Source organism: Bacillus sp. NEAU-Y102 (assembly GCF_054788175.1).
Genome location: NZ_JBTWFK010000001.1, coordinates 728,465 through 747,094 on the forward strand (window position 1 = coordinate 728,465; position 18,630 = coordinate 747,094).

Sequence of the window (18,630 nt, forward strand, 5' to 3'; positions counted from 1 at the left end):
TTTATTTTTTTAGAGAAGCTTCATATTCTTTATACTCTTTATCTGTAGCCGGTACTTTAATTTCACCGTCTGTAATTTTCTTTTCAAATTCTTCTACTTTTGTTAAAATTTCAGGGTTAACTTTTTTCACGTTATCAGTTGTTTTTGAAATACCAATACCGTCATCTTTTAAACCAAACGCTTCTACTTTACCGCCTTTTAACTTACCGTCTTTCGCTTCTTGCGCTACTTTTTCAACAGCGATATCTACACGTTTTACCATTGAAGTTAATGTTACGTTTTCAGGCATACCTTCTTGGTTTTGATCACGGTCAACACCGATTACCCAAACATTTTCACCTTTTTTCTTACGGTTTTTCGCTTCAGTGAATACACCGTTACCTGTACCACCAGCAGCATGATAAATTACGTCTACGCCTTGACCATACATTGCTGATGCAAGAACTGTACCTTTTTCAGGTTTATCGAATGCTTCTGCATATTCAGATACGATTTCAATGTTTGGATTTACTGCTTTTGCACCCGCTTTAAATCCATTTTCGAATTTACTAATTAAATCACTCTTCATCCCACCAACAAATCCTACTTTATTCGATTTTGTTGACATAGCTGCTACCGCACCTACAAGGAATGATCCTTCATGATCTTTAAATGTAATGCTCGTTACGTTTGGTGCATCTACTACAGTATCAACGATTGCAAATTGTTGTTTTGGAGATTCTTTTGCTACTTCTTTAATTGCACCTTCTAATTTATAACCAATTCCGAAAGATAAATCATACTTATCTTTTGAAAATTTCTTTAAGTTTGGAATATAATCCGCTTCTTTTTCAGACTGTAGGTAACGATAATTTGTCTTTTCCTTTAATCCGTTATCTTTACCAAACTTTTTTAGTCCTTCCCAAGACGATTGGTTGAACGATTTGTCATCAACGCCCCCAACATCCGTTACCATACCGACCTTGAAGTCTTTCGTGTCTTTCTTGTCACTGCTTGCCTTATCCGAGTTACCACATGCACCTAAAACTGTACTTGCTGCTAATGTTAATGATAATAAAAGACCTGCTTTTTTCTTCATACTAGAAACCCCTCCAAAAATGATATATATTTTTTTATTCTTTCGCTGCTGTCCCTTACTTCTTGCTGTCACCTCCCTAAAAAGGAACTTACCTACATACGCTTTCTTAATACGTGGAAGCTAAACTTATCAGCTCTAAAGTAATTGATAGAATATAAGATTGGCTCATCATTTTGATCATAGTGCATTTGTTTTAATACAAGCAGTGCTGTTTCAGGCTCACATTCTAAAATCGGTGAGATTTTAGGGTGATAGCCAATTGGCTCAATGTGAGCAACCGCATATGTTATGCGCTTATGCGTGTTATTATGTATCACCGTTAATAATGACTCCTCATTGTAACCCGATAAATCTGGCAATATTTCTTTTGCAAGTTTATCGATACAATATACAACAGGTTCCCCATCTGCTGTACGCACGCGTTCAATCATCACTGCATTGAAACCATCTTCACTATTAAACTTCTCTTTTTCCTCTTCTGTTAAAGTTGTAGTAGATGATGATAAAAAGATCGTTCCTGGTGTTTTCCCCACACTAGAAATCATATCTGTAATACTAGAAAGTTGTTCTATTCCAGAAGAAAATAATGGCTTTGCATTTACAAATGTCCCTACACCATGTCTACGAATGACAACATTTTCTTCTTCTAAAATACGTAACGCTTCCCTTAAAGTCGCTCTACTTACGCCAAGTTCTTTCGCTAAATCAAACTCTGATGGTAACTTTTGTCGTTCTTTATAAGCCCCATCTTTAATTTTTTCTTTGATGTGATCAATCACCCGTAAATATAGGTGACGACTATCGGATTTTACTGACATAAGACTCCCCCGCATTTCAATTATTCGACCTCTGATGTAAGACTTCTTTTCTCTTTTTTCAACTTACAACATAGTACAAATGACTAACCACTAAAAATAAGCGCAATTGTCGAATAAATAATAATAATTTTTTAAAATGAAATTTTCACTCTTTACTGTATAAAAAAAACTTTGCACCATAAACATTCCTCATTTCGAGAAAAAGTTCGGCACAAAGATCCTTTACATCCTTTGTTACACACTTTTCCCCTCATAGTCTAGCAATTCATGGTTGCCAGGTAGAAACTTATGGACCTTATCTCCAAGATTATATGAGGCAGTGATTCTTTTCGAAGTAATCTTACCACTTGCTCTCATACGTGTCAACAAAATCCAACATTTTTCTGCATTAAATATCGAACATTTACATAAAACATACTCAAAGTATTCGTATTCTAAAGATACCCTCTAAATGTAAGCCCTTTCTTTATTGCTGAGTATAGTATATAACAAAAACACTATATAAAAAAGCCTAATTGTAAAAACAATTAGGCTTTTTTAAGAACTTTTTTCTTGTACATCATTAATGAGTACTTCTCTCGGTTTACTACCTTCATATGGACCTACTACACCATTCATTTCCATTGCATCAATTAGACGAGCAGCTCGCGTATAACCTACTCTAAACCTACGTTGTAGCATAGAAACAGATGCTGTTTGCATTTCCACTACAAGTTGAACCGCTTCATCATATAATTCATCTTCTACTTCCTGCTTCGTATCAGGAACATCTTGCGGAATCATATCTTCTTGATATTGTGCTTTTTGCTGTCCAATAACATATTCTACAACTCTCTCAACTTCATCATCTGATAAAAATGCACCTTGTACACGTACAGGTTTCGATGCACCAATTGGTATAAACAGCATGTCGCCACGACCTAGTAGCTTCTCTGCACCACCACCGTCAAGAATTGTACGAGAATCTGTTTGAGAAGATACAGCGAATGCAATACGTGATGGAATATTCGCTTTAATAACACCCGTAATAACGTCAACTGACGGACGTTGCGTTGCAATAATTAAATGAATACCAGCAGCACGAGCCATTTGCGCTAGACGCATAATCGCATCCTCTACATCAGACGAAGCAACCATCATTAAATCTGCTAACTCGTCCACAATTACTACAATATACGGTAATTCGGGTTGTTTCGCTTCTGATTGACTATTATGCTCTTTTATATAATCGTTGTATCCTTCAATGTTACGTGTACCACTATGAGCAAACAATTCATAACGACGTTCCATCTCACTCACAACTTTTTTCAATGCTTGCGATGCTTTTTTCGGATCAGTTACAACTGGTGTTAACAAATGAGGCACACCGTTATATACATTTAACTCTACCATTTTCGGGTCAATCATCATTAATTTTACTTCATGTGGTTTTGCACGCATTAAAATACTAACAATAATACCGTTAATACATACACTTTTCCCGCTCCCTGTCGCACCAGCCACGAGTAAATGGGGCATTTTATTTAAACGGGCTAATACAGCTTCACCTGTAATATCTCGGCCAAGACCAATTAACAACTTCTCTTCCGGATGATTGTTAGCCTTAGAATCAAGAACTTCCCTCAGCGTTACCATCGAAACTTCTGAGTTCGGAACTTCGATCCCTACAGCTGATTTCCCGGGAATTGGCGCCTCAATACGAATGTCCTTTGCAGCTAATGCAAGGGCTAAATCATCACTTAAACTGACAATTTTGCTTACCTTTACCCCCATATCAGGATACACTTCATATTTTGTAACTGCAGGACCTCTATGCACTTTTGTTACTTTCGCTTTCACTCCGAAACTTTGGAATGTACGTTCTAATTTACGAGCATTCTCATAAATTTCCGCATTTTCATTTGTAACTTGCTTATTCTTTGGAAATTTTAATATATCAAGTGAAGGAAGCTTGTAATCTTTATTTTCTACATTTGAAAATTGCATAGGAGGTGCTTGCGCTTCACTCTCTAACGATTCAACGATTTTTTCTCCACGCTTTTTCTTTGATTCTTCAATTGGTGGAGTCTCTTCAATAAACGGTGAAGTGATCAAATCTTCTTGCTCTACTTCAATTCGTTTATCCTCTTCTTCATTTGCAGGATAATTCTCAGTGAAATTTGAAATAATTGGCGGATCAATTTGGATTTCTTCCATCGGCTCAATCACTTCTTCTTGTTCTGCAGCACGTTTGCTTCTTGTACTTCTTGTTGTTTTTTTCTTTTCTGTTTGTTCAGCCGTTCTTTTGGATCTCCAATCTTTATAATCCACTTGCATCACTTGAAATTGACTTCTAAGAATTCTACCAACTGGAGCTAACACTTCTCCAATATGTTTATTTGTTATACAGAGTACCCCGAGAATAACTAAAATAATCCCAATGATATAGGCTCCTACTTCGTCGAATAGGAAGTAACATGTCGCGAACATAAGCGCACCAAACATACCACCGCCTAAATGAACGCTATCTGGCCCTTTTTTCATTTCAAGAAAGAAGTTATCTTTCGTACTCACAATAACAGAAGTATTTTGCACTGCTCCATCTTTTGTAAGAAGGTTAAATAATGTAATATGACTAAACATTAATATTGCCAATACAATTAAATAAAATCCAATTAACCGTTTATTTAAAAGGTTCGGCCATCCGCGTTTTATAACAAAGGAAACCGATAAAGCTATTACACCTAACACACCAATTATGTACCACTCACCAAAGAAGAAGCGAAAAAATAACACAAACGATTTCCCTACAACGCCTAGCTGTAAAATCGTAATGATTGAAAGTGCAAAAAGAGTTAAACCGACGATTTCATAATACAAAGTTGGCTTTATCGTACGTCTTGCCTTTGCCTTCGTCCCTCTTTGCTTTTGTTTTGCCATTTCTTCACCTCGTGTTCTACATATAAGTAAAGCTCCCCTAAAAATACTCTATTTATATGTCTGTTTTCTCTATTTTTCAGGTCTTTATATCTTCTATTTTTACACTTCTTGTAAAATGCTAAATAAACAGAAGAAAGCAGCCTACTCATGGCTGCTCAACCGTCTTGTTTTTTATATTATACCATAGCTTCTAAACAAAATCCTTCTTTTTGCTAAAAGGTTATTTTCTGACCGGGCTCAAACTCTAAATAGTGAAGTGGGTCCGTACTTAGCACACGTACAATAGAATAACACCCATGTTCCTCTTCAGAAACCATTAATTCCACACCATTTATATTTACAACTTTTTGACTTTCACATTGTGAATAATCGGCCGGATACACAAGTTGCTCTGGCATAATTGTATATAAAATCATTGTAACATTGTCCCTTCTGCACTACCTTCCGCGCGAACATCTATTAATTCGTTTAATTTTCGAATCGCATTTCCAATACCACCAACATCATCTATAAGACCGTACTTTACTGCATCTCCACCAATTACATTCGTCCCAATATCTCGCGTTAAATTTCCTTTCGCAAACATAAGCTCTTTAAAACGATCCTCTGTTACTTTCGAGTGCTTCGTCACAAAACGAATAACTCTTTCTTGCATCTTATCCAAATACTCAAATGTTTGCGGCACACCTATGACAAGACCTGTTAAACGAATTGGATGAATTGTCATCGTCGCAGTTTCCGCAATAAACGAATAGTCAGTAGAAACAGCAATCGGTACACCGATGGAATGTCCCCCACCTAAAACTAGAGATACTGTTGGTTTTGAAAGTGAAGCTACCATTTCTGAAATTGCTAGTCCAGCTTCAACGTCACCTCCAACCGTATTTAATATTAAAAGCAAACCTTCAATTTTCGGATTTTGTTCAATCGCAACAATTTGCGGAATGATATGCTCGTATTTTGTTGTTTTATTTTGCGGCGGTAATTGAACATGACCTTCCACTTGTCCGATAATCGTTAAACAATGAATACGTGATTCATTCATCTGTGGTACATTTGTCTGTCCAAGCTGTTGAATTTTTTCTACTATTGAAGCCTCTTTTCCAGCTTCTTTTGGCTCAGTTTCTTTTTCTTCATTTGTATATCGATCACGTTCTGTCATTTCGCATCCCCTTTCACTCGTATATAACTATTATTTCTTAAGTTATAAATTTCATTCGATAGGGTTAAAAAGAAAAAAAAGATCACCCATAAGGGTGATCTTTTTTATACTTCCATAATAATCGGTAAAATCATAGGTTTTCTCTTTGTCTCTTCGTACAAGAACTGTCCTAATAATTCACGAATATTTTGTTTTAACATTGACCATTCAATCGAATATTCTTTAATTGACTGCTCAACAATCATACGTACAATCTCTGTAGATCGTTCAATTAACGCTTCTGACTCACGAACATATACGAAACCACGTGAAATGATTTCTGGACCAGAGATAATTTTCTTTTCATCTTTACCAAGCGTTACAACTACTACTAATATTCCATCTTGAGATAACATCTTTCTATCTCGAAGAACGATATTACCAACGTCACCTACACCTAATCCATCAATTAAAACATTACCAGCTTGTACTTTACCGACTAAGTTCGCTTCATCGTCACCAAAAGCAATTACATCGCCTTTTTCTACGATAAAGATATTTTCTCTTGTAATACCTACATCTTCAGCTAAATACGCATGTGCTTTTTGCATACGGAACTCACCATGTACGGGTACAAAGTACTTCGGTTTCATTAAATTTAACATTAATTTTAATTCTTCTTGGCTACCGTGACCTGAAACATGAACTTTTCTTTCGCCGTAATAAACAACTTCAGCTCCAGCTCTAAATAACAAATCAATAATTTTTGATACAGATATTTCATTACCCGGAATTGGCGAAGCAGCAATGATAACAGTATCACCTTTACGAATTGAAATTTGTTTATGTGCTTGTTTTGCCATTCTAGATAGAGCAGCCATCGGTTCACCTTGACTACCTGTCGTTAAAATAGCTACCTTTTTCTCTGGGAAGTTGTCTACTTCTTGTAATGAAATAACCATACCTTCTGGAACATCTAAATAACCAAGACGTCTTGCAATGTCTACTACTTTCACCATACTACGTCCTACTACCGCTACTTTTCGCCCTGTTTCGGCAGCTGCATCAAATACTTGTTGAATACGATGTACATTCGATGCAAATGAAGCAACGATAATACGACCTTCTGCGCCGTAGAACACTTTAGAAATTTCTACACCAACTTCTTTTTCAGAACCTGTATAACCTGGGCGCTCTGCGTTTGTACTATCAGATAATAAGCAAAGTACGCCTTCATTTCCAATTTGAGCCATTTTCCCAAGGTCTGCTCCACTATTTCCAATTGGAGTTTGATCGAATTTAAAGTCTCCTGTATATACGATTGCACCTTTTGATGTATGGAAACAAACACCAACAGAATCTGGAATACTATGTGTCGTTCCAAAGAATGACACCGTTGTAGTATTAAACTCTACTGTTGAATTTGAATCGATTGTTTTTAAGTCTACACGACCTAACATACCCGCTTCGCCAAGTTTTTCTTGTATAAGTCCTACTGTTAATTTCGTTGCATACACTGGAATAGATAATTTACGAAGTACGTAAACAATACCACCAATATGATCTTCATGACCGTGAGTAATAAATAAACCCTTTACTCGCTCTTGGTTTTCCACTAAATATGTAATATCAGGAATAACGATATCAATTCCAAACATTTCATCTCCCGGGAACATTAACCCTGCATCCACAATAAAGATTTCAGAATCAATTTCAACACAGTACATGTTTTTCCCGATTTCACCTACTCCACCAAGAGCAAATACTTTAACAGACTCATTCTCTTTTCTCTTCATGTTGTTGCCTGGTTTAAAAATCTTGCAAACACTGATTTCACTAAAATTGCAGAGACACCAGGGGAAACTCTACAACCACCATATATTCACCGTCCAAGACGAATGTCCTTACCGTTATGCGATATCATGTCCTTGTTTATTTTTTAAACCAGGTTTCACCTCTCTTTCATTATATAAATCAAATATCTTATTCGATATGATATGAAAATTTAATTAAATTATAATTTTTCCCAATTTTGCTAAGCATACCCGTACTAAGCTACTTAGCCATATTATACCTGATAGAAGAAATAGAACACAAGTTAAATCGTGCGAAAGAAAAAGTAAAAGAAAGGAACAGTACTAAAAGTATATGGCTTATTTCCGCTGCTTTTATACTCCATGTTATTTGAAAAAAAAAACCCTAAACACTTTAAATTACTTTCATTTGATGGATTTCCTAGATTTTTTTCTTGAATTGCACAAAAACACTTATAAAATGAAACTTTTTTTTATAGATTACGTCATATTTGAGGCAATTCCTCTAAAAACATAACCGAAAGTATTTCCTGTACTAGCAACTACTTTTCAACAAAATTAAAAGTGTAAGATCCTTTTCTTATAAACATTGTATTACATGACAAAAAGCTATGAATTACAAAATCTAATAGAAATTTGATAAGGTTAAATTTTTAGGGGGATTTGACAGTCACTATCGAGGACAAGAGGTTGGAACCAAATTAATGAAAGAACAATATCATACTTTATCAAGTAGAGAACGCGTAGCGTAATGTACTCGTTTTCAATATTATAGGTTCATATACAGATGAGAAAGGCAAGCTTAAAATCATTTTATAAAAGATTTACTTTAAAACAGATTCAAACATTTTCATATCAATAAAAAAATGACCTAGTGTGAAACTAGGTCATTTTTATTAACGAGGAATAGATTGTATTACAGATTGTAACGTTACTCTTTCTTCTTCTGTTAATGGAAGAAGTGGTAAACGTACAGAACCTACATCTAATCCAACCATTTGTAACGCTGTTTTTACTGGAGTTGGACTTGGCGCCATAAATAATGAATCAGTTACTCTTACAAGTAATTGATGTAATTTTTGTGCCTTCTTAAACTCTCCTGCAAGAAATGCTGTAATCATTTCTTGCATTTCGTTTCCGATAACATGAGATGCTACCGAAACGATACCTTTCGCTCCAACTGCCATAGCCGGTAACGTTAAACCGTCATCACCGCTGTATACCGCAAAGTCGTCCGCTGTTTTTTCAATGATTTCTGTCATTGTTAACACATCGCCGCCTGCATCTTTAATAGCAACAATGTTTTCTATTTCTGATAAACGAACAACTGTATCAACGGAGATTTGTACAATAGATCGTCCTGGAACGTTATATAGCATAACCGGAAGTGGCGTACTTTCAGCAATTGCTTTAAAATGCTGATACATTCCTTCTTGACTCGGTTTGTTATAATACGGTGCTACTAGCATTACTGCATCCACACCAACTTCTGTTGCCTTTTTAGTTAAATCAATAGAAGCATGCGTATTATTGCTACCTGTTCCAGCGATTACGGGCACTCTTTTATCGACAACAGATACGACATGGCGATATAACGCTACCTTCTCTTCTGAAGTTAATGTAGGAGATTCTCCTGTCGTTCCTCCTACCACGATTGCTGTTGTACCGTTATCAATTAAATAATTTACCAATTTCGTTGTCTTTGCAAAATCGATATTCCCGTTTATATCAAACGGTGTTACCATCGCGGTTGCAATTGTCCCAAAATCTATCATGGTCTCACTCCTTATTGTTCCAGTTGCTTTTCTTTTGAAAGCTCAAACGCACTATGTAATGCATTTACAGCCTCCACTAAATCAGTTTCTTTTACAAGAACCCAAATTGTTGTATGACTATCTGCCGATTGCAGAATTTGAATACCTTTTTCCGCTAAAGCTGTAACGATTTTCGCAGTAACCCCTGGGTATCCTGCCATTCCAGCTCCAACGATAGATACTTTCGCACAATGTTCTGTCACAATTGGCTCATATCCAAGGTTCTTTAATAATTTAACTGCATGACTTGATACATTATCACTCACCGTATATGCTACGCCAGTAGGTGAAATATTAATTAAATCAACACTTATTCCTTCGTTCGCCATCTCTTTAAACACATGTTGTTGCAAATCATATGCCGTTTCTTTTGCAAGCACTTTAATTTGCGTTACGTTTGATACGTGGGCGATACCTGTAACAGGACGTTCTTCTACATCACGACCTCTTGTAGCACCGTCATATGCTGAAATAAGCGTACCTTCACTATCAGAATACGTAGAACGTACACGAAGTGGCACTTTTGCATGCATCGCAATTTCAACTGCACGTGGATGAACGACTTTCGCACCTTGATAAGCCATGTTACAAATTTCGTTATACGTTACAGTTTGAAGATGACGTGCATCTTTTACAATACGAGGATCCGCAGTCATAACACCTTCTACATCAGTGAATATATCGATGTATTCAGCATGAAGTGCAACACCTAATGCTGAAGCTGAAGTATCACTACCTCCGCGTCCAAGTGTTGTCGTATCACCTTTTTTCGTTTGCCCTTGGAATCCTGTAACGACGATTACATCTACATTTTCTAACTCTTCATGTATACGATCGCAATTCATTTCAATAATCTTTGCATTCGTAAAGTCATCATTCGTTACAAAACCAGCTTGTGCACCATTTAATGCTGCTGCTTTTATACTATTCTCATTCAACATATTAGAGAAAACAATTGCAGAGATTAACTCTCCGCACGATAATAATAAATCTTGCTCACGTTTAGAAATAGTAGATTCCTCTTGATTTACAAGACTTAATAACGTATCCGTTGCATATGGTTCACCTTTACGGCCCATAGCAGATACGACAGTAACTACTTTATAACCAGCAGCTAATGATTTTTTTATATGATGAAGCGCATGCTTACGTCCATTGTCATCACGTACTGATGTGCCACCAAATTTTTGAACAATTATTTTCATATTTTGCACCTTCTCTTAGCCGTTTACACTAATTGTAATTTTACTAAGCGCTCTGCAATTTGAACAGAATTCCATGCAGCGCCTTTTAATAAGTTATCAGATACGACCCAAAGATGGAATCCTTTATCGTTATTTAAATCTTTACGGATTCTTCCAACGAATACTTCGTTTTTACCTACTGCAGTAGCTGGCATTGGATATAACTGCTCTTCTGGATTATCTTGCAGAACAATACCTTCCGCATTTGCAAGTAAGCTCTTTAATTCTTCTACTGTTACGCCTTCTTTTTCTACTTCGATGTAAACAGACTCAGAGTGTCCTGATACAACTGGTAAACGTACACACGTTGCCGCTACTTCTAATTCAGGCATATGCATAATTTTTTTCGTTTCGTTAATCATTTTCATTTCTTCAAATGTAAATCCATTATCTTGGAACTTATCAATCTGTGGAATCGCATTAAAAGCAATTGGGAAATGCTTCTTATCACCTGATACAGGAAGAACATTTGCCTTAACTTCTTCGCCATTTAAGATTGCTTGTGATTGTTCATGAAGTTCTTCAATAGCTGCCGCACCAGCACCTGATACAGCTTGATATGTGGAAACGATTACTCGTTTTAAACCATATTGCTGACGAACTGGCTCAAGAGCTACTACCATTTGAATTGTAGAACAGTTTGGATTTGCAATAATGCCATTATGTTCTTTTAAGTCATTTTCATTTACTTCAGGTACAACAAGTGGCACGTTTTCTGTCATACGGAATGCACTTGTATTATCAACAACAATCGCACCGCGTTTTGCTGCTTCTGGCGCTAATTGTTTCGATACAGATCCACCAGCACTAAATAGTGCGATATCTACTCCTTCAAAGCTTTCAGGAGTTGCCTCTTGAACTGTAAATTCTTCGCCTTTAAATACAAGTTTCTTACCTGCAGATCGTTTAGATGAAAGTAACGTTAACTTCCCAATCGGAAATTCTCGTTTCTCTAAAGTATTTAACATTTGTTCACCAACTGCGCCGGTTGCTCCAACTACAGCGACATGAAAAGTTTTTTGCTTTTCCATCACTATGCCCCTTTCTAGATACCAATCCTTCTATAACTTAGAATCAGAAGGAGTATACAATACCCCTTCTAATCTTAATAACGTTAATTTTATCATATTCTACAGTAAGAATGATGGTTTCATCAAAAATTGTCCGTTTTTTTTCGTTTTTTAATTCATATATCTGAATTTTTCTACGACCACCGGTTGCAATTGCTTTCCTTGCAGTGCTTCTAATACTGTGTCTTCCAGCAGCTCCATGCGAGCTACCATTGAGTTCGGTTTTTTCTCTGGTGCATCTTGACCGAATGGAACGAAGTAGATGTTTTTTGTTGCCATTAGGCGCATGAGATTTACCCCATTTAATCCTAATGCATCATTCGTCGAAACCGCCAATACGACAGGCTTGCCATTTCTTAACGTCGCTTTTGCTGCCATTAGTACTGGAGAGTCTGTCATTGCATTTGCAAATTTACTCATAGAATTTCCTGTTAAAGGAGCGATTACCATGCAGTCTAATGGAATTTTAGGTCCAAGTGGCTCTGCTCCAACAATTGAATTAATTGCTTTAAAACCTGTTATTTCTTCAATCTTCTTAATCCATTCTGCTCCTTCTCCAAATCTAGTATTTGTTGATTGAACAGTGTATGAAACAACGGGACGTACTTCTGCCCCTTCAGCAATTAATTTTTCTAAGTGCGGCATAACTTCCTCATACGTACAATGTGAACCCGTAAATCCGAAACCAATTCGTTTCCCCTTCAAACTCATTTCTTTTCCTCCTCCTTTGCAATTGCATCTGCTGCTAATAACTGAGAAAGAACATTTGCTAAAATTTGCCCAGCCGTTTTTGGAGCAACAATACCTGGTAATCCAGGTGCTAGCAACGCTTTGACTCCTCTTTTTTCGGCATATCTAAAGTCAGTACCGCCTGGTTTAGAAGCTAAATCAATCACTAACGTATGAGCTGGCATTTTTGCAATAACATTCGCTGTTACAACGAGGTACGGAATTGTATTGATTACAATATCGATATTTCCTACTTCTTTCTCTATGTCTTGCATATGAAAAGGAGAAAACATCATTTCTGTAATACGTGCAATATGTTCAGATCGTCTTGCTCCAACTTTGACATGGGCTCCTAATGATTGAAATGCTCTCGCAACACTCATTCCTGTTCTACCAAATCCTAGAACCATTACATTGGACCCATGAATTGTATAGTCGGTATGTTGAATTACCATCATTAATGTACCTTCTACAGTTGGAATAGAATTGTATATTGCTACATCATCACGATCAAATAATTTAACAAGTTTTCGGTTCGTAGTAGATACGAGATTTTCCAAGTAAGGTGTACCAATACCTGAATATATAGTAAAGTGTTCTGGTGTATTTTCAATTTGTTCTTTCGTTATTGAAACTTTTTCATTTGAAAAAATAGTATCTACTTCTCCTTTGGCATTTGTACCTGCAACCGGCAAAATAATTGCGTCTACAGAAGTGAAATCTAAATTTTGTATACTTTCTTTTGCTGCCCCTGTGAAACCATGATCTAACTGATCAAACCCTATCAAAGAAAGTTTTGCATCCAATTCAACTAGCTTACGAATTACTTCTAGCTGCCTTGCATCTCCTCCTATGACAGCAATATGCATCTCAGTCAACATTCCCTAATTCACCTTCTTTTTCTGTCATTTATAAGAAAAGTGCCTACTTTTTCTTTTTCCTCCACATCATATGTAATGTACGAGTTTATGGTGATTGAAAATCCAAATGCATATATGTTTTATCAGGTTTCTATGTAGATACAAAAAAAGATGACCAAAATGGCCATCCTTCACTCCGAATTTGAACGATCTATACTATCACAAAGAAGCATATCATGTCCGACTTTCTTTATTTGACTCCATGCCACCCTTACTTCTTGTGGTTCCTTTTTAAAACCTCCCCACTTCCCTACAGGTATTATAAGTGTTTGTATTTGTCCGTCTTTCTCATTAATCTCTAAATCCATATAACCTAAGACTCCCATTTTTTCCGCTTTTTCTATATCTACAACCTCTTTACCACTTAATTCACTTAATCGCATACATACTCCACTCCCCCTACTGAATTTTTCATTTGCATTGTCTATAATTAGTACCTATTCTATATGGATAAAAAAAATAACCTTCTCTCATTTAAAAAGAGAGAAGGTTATTATCAGATACATTATAAAAATCGATTATAGTTTTATTCCTTTTGGAAGTTTTCCGTCTGGACTAATAAGTGCCGCAGAGAATTCATCAGTAAACATGTTGCGAATTAATCCGTCCACATTTTCTTTTGTTACAGTGTTTACACTTTCAATAATCTCATCAAGTGAACGATGCTTACGAAGAAGCAATTCATTTTTACCGTTACGGCTCATACGGCTATTTGTACTTTCTAAACTTAACATTAAGTTTCCTTTTAATTGCTCTTTACTATTCATAAGCTCTTTTTCTGTAATACCTGTATTTTTCAATGTCTCTAATGTTTCTTGCATTGTTTCATACAATGTATCTAATTGTTGGCTACCAGTTCCACCGTAAAGTGTTAACATGCCTGTATCTTCATAAGAAGAGTGGTAAGAAAATACTGAGTAAGCTAATCCACGTTGCTCACGTACTTCTTGGAATAAACGGCTACTCATACTACCGCCTAAAACGTTATTTAATACAATTAAGTTATAAATATCTTCGTGTCCCATTTGTAAGCCTTTATATCCTAGACATAAATGAGCTTGTTCCGTTTCCTTTTTGCGGGCTACCTTATTGAAATGGAAAATTGGGCTATGTACTTGTTCACGGTTTGTTGTTCCTTCATAACTACCGAAATATTGCTCCACTGTTTGTAAAAATGCTTCATCAATATTTCCTGCAATTGATACAACTACATTTTCAGGTGTGTAATGATCTTTTATATATTGACGTAACGTATCACCTGTAAACGTATTAAGCGTTTCTTCTGTTCCTAAAATAGGATATCCGAGTGGATGCGTTTCATATGTTGCTTTCGTTAACATATCATGCACAATATCATCTGGAGCATCTTCGTACATTTTAATTTCTTCACATACGACATTCTTCTCTTTTTTCAGTTCTTCCTCATCAAATGTTGAATTAAAGAACATATCTGCTAAAACATCTAAAGCATATTTAGCATGCTCATCTAATACTTTTGCATAGTAACAAGTATATTCTTTTGAAGTAAATGCATTCACTTGACCACCAATGCTATCAAATGATTCTGCAATCTCTCGTGCACTACGTGTCTCTGTCCCTTTAAAGAACATATGCTCTAAAAAGTGAGAAATCCCATTATTTTTTTCATTTTCATTTCTTGATCCCGCATGGATCCAAATACCAATTGCAACCGATCTTACAGTTGGTATATTCTCCATAACTATTCTTACACCATTTTTACAAGTATATTTTTTAATCAAAAACTTTCCTCCTACTGCCAGTTTCTCTAAATAAAACGCTATTATTTAATGATAACAAGTTTAAGGATGAATGTCATGCAAATGTATTTAATCCACACGTTTTTCATCCAGTAATTCAGTTATATTCCCCACTTTATATCCTTGTTCCTTCAATTTTGTAATCATTATATCTAAAGCCTCTGCTGTAGACGAAGTAGGATGCATTAATATGATAGCACCTGGATGTATTTTTCTCATTACTCTCTGCAATAGTACATCTGGCTCAGGTCGCTGCCAATCAATCGTATCTACAGTCCACATAATCGTTCCCATTTGAAAATCATCTGCAATCTTTACGACTTCATCTCGAAAGCTTCCACTCGGCGGGGCAAACCATCTTACTTTTTGATTCGTTGCTACTTCTATCATTCGATTTGTTTTTTGTAACTGATCTCGTATTTCATCTGAGGATAACGTTTTCATATTAGGGTGTGTGTATGAGTGATTTCCAACTTCTTGTTTTGCATCGACAATCATTTTTGCAAACCGCAAATTTTCTTTCACCCAACGTCCTTCTAAAAAGAAAGTGGCCTTCACATCATGCTTTTTCAATATCTCTAATATACGTGGCAAATACTCATTTCCCCATGCCACATTTATTGTTAATCCTACCATCTTTTTATTTGGATGCCCTCTATAAATTGGAGCTGGTGATAAATCTTCCAAATGAACACTCGGTGAGACTTCTTTGAATTCAAGATATTTTTGATCAAATTCCTTTAGCTTCTTCATATTATTATACGATGCTTCAATATCCACTTGTCTTCCATTATATCCAGGTGTTGCCTTCCATATTTTATCAATCATCGCATTTTGAGGTGCAATCTCATACTGTTTTGCATACTTTTGAATTTCTTCATGCAAGTTATCTTGTGCAAAAACAGAATAAGAGCCTAAACTGACATATAAAGAAAATATACATATGTATGCCAATATACGAACTTTCATATAAACCCTCCCAAATTAACTATATAAAAACATTTTCTTCTTATCTTTGTTAATTTGAGCGTTATAATGAAAACTATACCTATACCGACATAAAAATATATGAACATCATGTTTTTTACATAACAAAAAAAGCCAGTTTAACTGGCTTTTACTTATTGCTGCTCTTGTTTGTCTTCTTCTTTAGCAGCTTCTTTTTCTTGCTCTTCTTTTAGCAATACTTTTCTAGATAGATTTACGCGACCTTGCTTGTCAATCTCGATAACTTTAACTGTAATTACATCACCGATTTTCACAACGTCTTCTACTTTACCTACACGCTCAAGTGCAAGTTCAGAAATATGAACTAATCCATCTTTACCGCTGAATAATTCAACGAAAGCACCAAATTTCTCAACACGTTTCACTTTTCCTTCGTAGATCTCACCTACTTGTACTTCGCGAACGATATCTTCGATAATCTTCTTAGCTTTGTCGTTCATTTCTTGATTTATTGATGAAATGAATACTGTACCATCTTGCTCGATGTCAATTTTAACGCCAGTTTCTTCAATAATTTTATTGATTTGTTTACCGCTTGGTCCAATAACGTCACGGATTTTATCTGGGTTAATTGTCATTGTAATAATCTTTGGAGCGTAAGCTGATAATTCAGTACGTGGCTCTGCAATAACAGATAACATATGATTTAGAATGTGCACACGACCAATTTTCGCTTGTTGTAATGCCTCTTCTAAAATCTCACGTGATAAACCATCGATTTTAATGTCCATTTGCAGTGCAGTTACACCCTGTGCTGTACCTGCTACTTTAAAGTCCATATCACCTAAATGATCTTCCATACCTTGAATATCAGATAAAATTGTGTAATGCTCACCAGATTTAACCAGACCCATTGCAATACCTGCAACTGGAGCTTTAAGTGGAACACCCGCATCCATCATTGCTAAAGTACTACCACAAATACTTGCTTGTGAAGTAGAACCATTTGATTCTAATACTTCAGATACAAGGCGTACTGTGTATGGGAAATCTTTTTCAGATGGAATTACAGGCTCAAGTGCGCGCTCTCCTAGTGCACCGTGACCAATTTCACGACGACCTGGTCCACGCATCGGTCTTGTTTCACCAACACTAAATGATGGGAAATTGTAATGGTGCATAAAGCGTTTTGATTCTTCTACACCAAGACCATCTAAAATTTGCACATCGCCTAATGCACCTAATGTACAAATACTTAATGCTTGTGTTTGTCCACGTGTGAATAAACCAGAACCGTGTGTACGAGATAAAATACCAACCTCTGATGCTAAAGGACGGATTTCGTCACCTTTACGGCCATCTGGGCGGATTTTTTCAACTGTAATAAGACGACGTACTTCTTCTTTTACAATTTTATATAAAATCTCATTTACTTGTCCTAATGTATCAGCGTCAGCTTCCTCAGCTTCGTAATGCTCAATTACACGCTTTTTCACTTCGTTAATTGCATCTTCACGTGCATGTTTCTCATGTACTTGAATTGCAGAATGCATATCCTTCTCAGCCATTTCACGTACAGCTTGATTAAGATCAGCGTCAACTTCATAAAGTTTCACTTCTGATTTCTCTTTACCTACAGCTTGTACAATCTCTTCTTGGAATGCAATTAAACGTTTAATTTCGTCATGACCAAACATAATTGCTTCTAACATTGTTTCTTCAGGCACTTGATCTGCTCCTGCTTCAACCATGTTAATCGCATCTTTCGTACCAGCTACAACTAAGTGGATATCACTTTGTTCTTGCTGTTCTACTGTTGGATTAATAACGAATTCGCCATTAATACGACCAACTGTCGCACCAGCGATTGGACCTTCAAATGGAATATCTGAAATCGATAACGCTAATGAAGAACCAAGCATAGCTGCCATTTCAGAAGAACAATCTTGATCAACACTCATTACAATGCTGACAACTTGCACTTCGTTACGGAAACCATCTGCGAATAGCGGACGAATTGGACGGTCGATTAAACGACTTGCCAAAATTGCTTTTTCACTTGGACGACCTTCACGCTTAATAAAACCGCCAGGAATTTTTCCGACTGCATATAAACGCTCTTCATAGTTTACTGTAAGTGGGAAAAAATCTACATTTTTAGCTTCTTTTGATGCAGTTGCTGTAGATAGAACCGCTGTATCGCCATATCTTACTAATACTGCTCCGTTCGCTTGTTTGGCAAGCTGACCAGTTTCAACTGTTAGCTGGCGACCAGCTAAATCTATCGAGAAGACTTGCTTTTCTTGACTCATTTAAGTACCCCTCTCAATTTAAAGTATTCAATTCTTCTATGTAAA

The 18,630-nt window shown here is 36.2% G+C and carries 15 protein-coding genes and 1 riboswitch; all 15 genes read right to left on the reverse strand.

All coding sequences use genetic code 11. The annotated features are described in order from the left end of the window. Position 1: 1 nt before the first annotated feature. The 15 genes from ACYFX0_RS03515 to pnp all read right to left on the reverse strand — a co-directional run bounded on the left by ACYFX0_RS03515 (position 2) and on the right by pnp (position 18,585). Positions 2-1,078: a BMP family lipoprotein gene (locus ACYFX0_RS03515; protein WP_000725767.1), complete on the reverse strand. Its 1,077-nt coding sequence runs from the start codon at positions 1,076-1,078 to the stop codon at positions 2-4. 92 nt (positions 1,079-1,170) lie between these two features. Continuing rightward, complete coding sequence (locus tag ACYFX0_RS03520) at positions 1,171-1,896, reverse strand: GntR family transcriptional regulator (protein ID WP_000114182.1); 726 nt, start codon at positions 1,894-1,896, stop codon at positions 1,171-1,173. Between the two features lie 233 nt (positions 1,897-2,129). Beyond that, positions 2,130-2,231, reverse strand: a riboswitch (purine riboswitch). A 202-nt stretch (positions 2,232-2,433) separates the two neighbouring features. Beyond that, positions 2,434-4,815 carry a DNA translocase FtsK gene (locus ACYFX0_RS03525; protein ID WP_001118795.1) on the reverse strand — a complete coding sequence of 794 codons (2,382 nt, stop codon included), beginning with the start codon at positions 4,813-4,815 and terminating at the stop codon, positions 2,434-2,436. A gap of 212 nt (positions 4,816-5,027) precedes the next feature. Next, the gene (locus ACYFX0_RS03530; RefSeq protein ID WP_000605020.1) at positions 5,028-5,231 is read right to left on the reverse strand and encodes a YlzJ-like family protein; all 204 of its coding nucleotides are present in this window, start codon (positions 5,229-5,231) and stop codon (positions 5,028-5,030) included. Continuing rightward, the gene (gene tepA / locus ACYFX0_RS03535) at positions 5,228-5,977 is read right to left on the reverse strand and encodes a translocation-enhancing protein TepA (protein ID WP_000139825.1); all 750 of its coding nucleotides are present in this window, start codon (positions 5,975-5,977) and stop codon (positions 5,228-5,230) included. The genes ACYFX0_RS03530 and tepA overlap by 4 nt, the downstream gene beginning before the upstream one ends. Positions 5,978-6,081: 104 nt before the next feature. Continuing rightward, positions 6,082-7,752: a ribonuclease J gene (locus ACYFX0_RS03540; RefSeq protein ID WP_000823089.1), complete on the reverse strand. Its 1,671-nt coding sequence runs from the start codon at positions 7,750-7,752 to the stop codon at positions 6,082-6,084. A 914-nt stretch (positions 7,753-8,666) separates the two neighbouring features. Further along, a complete protein-coding gene (gene dapA, locus ACYFX0_RS03545) occupies positions 8,667-9,545 on the reverse strand; it encodes a 4-hydroxy-tetrahydrodipicolinate synthase (protein WP_106081617.1) in 879 nt (292 codons plus the stop codon). 11 nt (positions 9,546-9,556) lie between these two features. Further along, a complete protein-coding gene (gene dapG / locus ACYFX0_RS03550; RefSeq protein ID WP_000692458.1) occupies positions 9,557-10,789 on the reverse strand; it encodes an aspartate kinase in 1,233 nt (410 codons plus the stop codon). A 23-nt stretch (positions 10,790-10,812) separates the two neighbouring features. Then, complete coding sequence (asd, locus tag ACYFX0_RS03555; RefSeq protein WP_000414849.1) at positions 10,813-11,859, reverse strand: aspartate-semialdehyde dehydrogenase; 1,047 nt, start codon at positions 11,857-11,859, stop codon at positions 10,813-10,815. A gap of 150 nt (positions 11,860-12,009) precedes the next feature. Beyond that, positions 12,010-12,609: a dipicolinate synthase subunit B gene (dpaB, locus tag ACYFX0_RS03560; protein ID WP_000053596.1), complete on the reverse strand. Its 600-nt coding sequence runs from the start codon at positions 12,607-12,609 to the stop codon at positions 12,010-12,012. Further along, complete coding sequence (gene dpaA / locus ACYFX0_RS03565) at positions 12,606-13,508, reverse strand: dipicolinic acid synthetase subunit A (RefSeq protein ID WP_000954737.1); 903 nt, start codon at positions 13,506-13,508, stop codon at positions 12,606-12,608. The genes dpaB and dpaA overlap by 4 nt, the downstream gene beginning before the upstream one ends. A 170-nt stretch (positions 13,509-13,678) precedes the next feature. Continuing rightward, positions 13,679-13,930 carry a YlmC/YmxH family sporulation protein gene (locus tag ACYFX0_RS03570; protein WP_001239759.1) on the reverse strand — a complete coding sequence of 84 codons (252 nt, stop codon included), beginning with the start codon at positions 13,928-13,930 and terminating at the stop codon, positions 13,679-13,681. Between the two features lie 135 nt (positions 13,931-14,065). Continuing rightward, the gene (locus ACYFX0_RS03575; protein ID WP_000592996.1) at positions 14,066-15,307 is read right to left on the reverse strand and encodes a M16 family metallopeptidase; all 1,242 of its coding nucleotides are present in this window, start codon (positions 15,305-15,307) and stop codon (positions 14,066-14,068) included. Between the two features lie 87 nt (positions 15,308-15,394). Further along, entirely contained in the window at positions 15,395-16,294 is a 900-nt protein-coding gene (locus ACYFX0_RS03580; protein ID WP_000868231.1) for a polysaccharide deacetylase family protein, read from the reverse strand. 152 nt (positions 16,295-16,446) lie between these two features. Beyond that, complete coding sequence (gene pnp, locus ACYFX0_RS03585) at positions 16,447-18,585, reverse strand: polyribonucleotide nucleotidyltransferase (protein WP_000076744.1); 2,139 nt, start codon at positions 18,583-18,585, stop codon at positions 16,447-16,449. Positions 18,586-18,630: the final 45 nt, after the last annotated feature.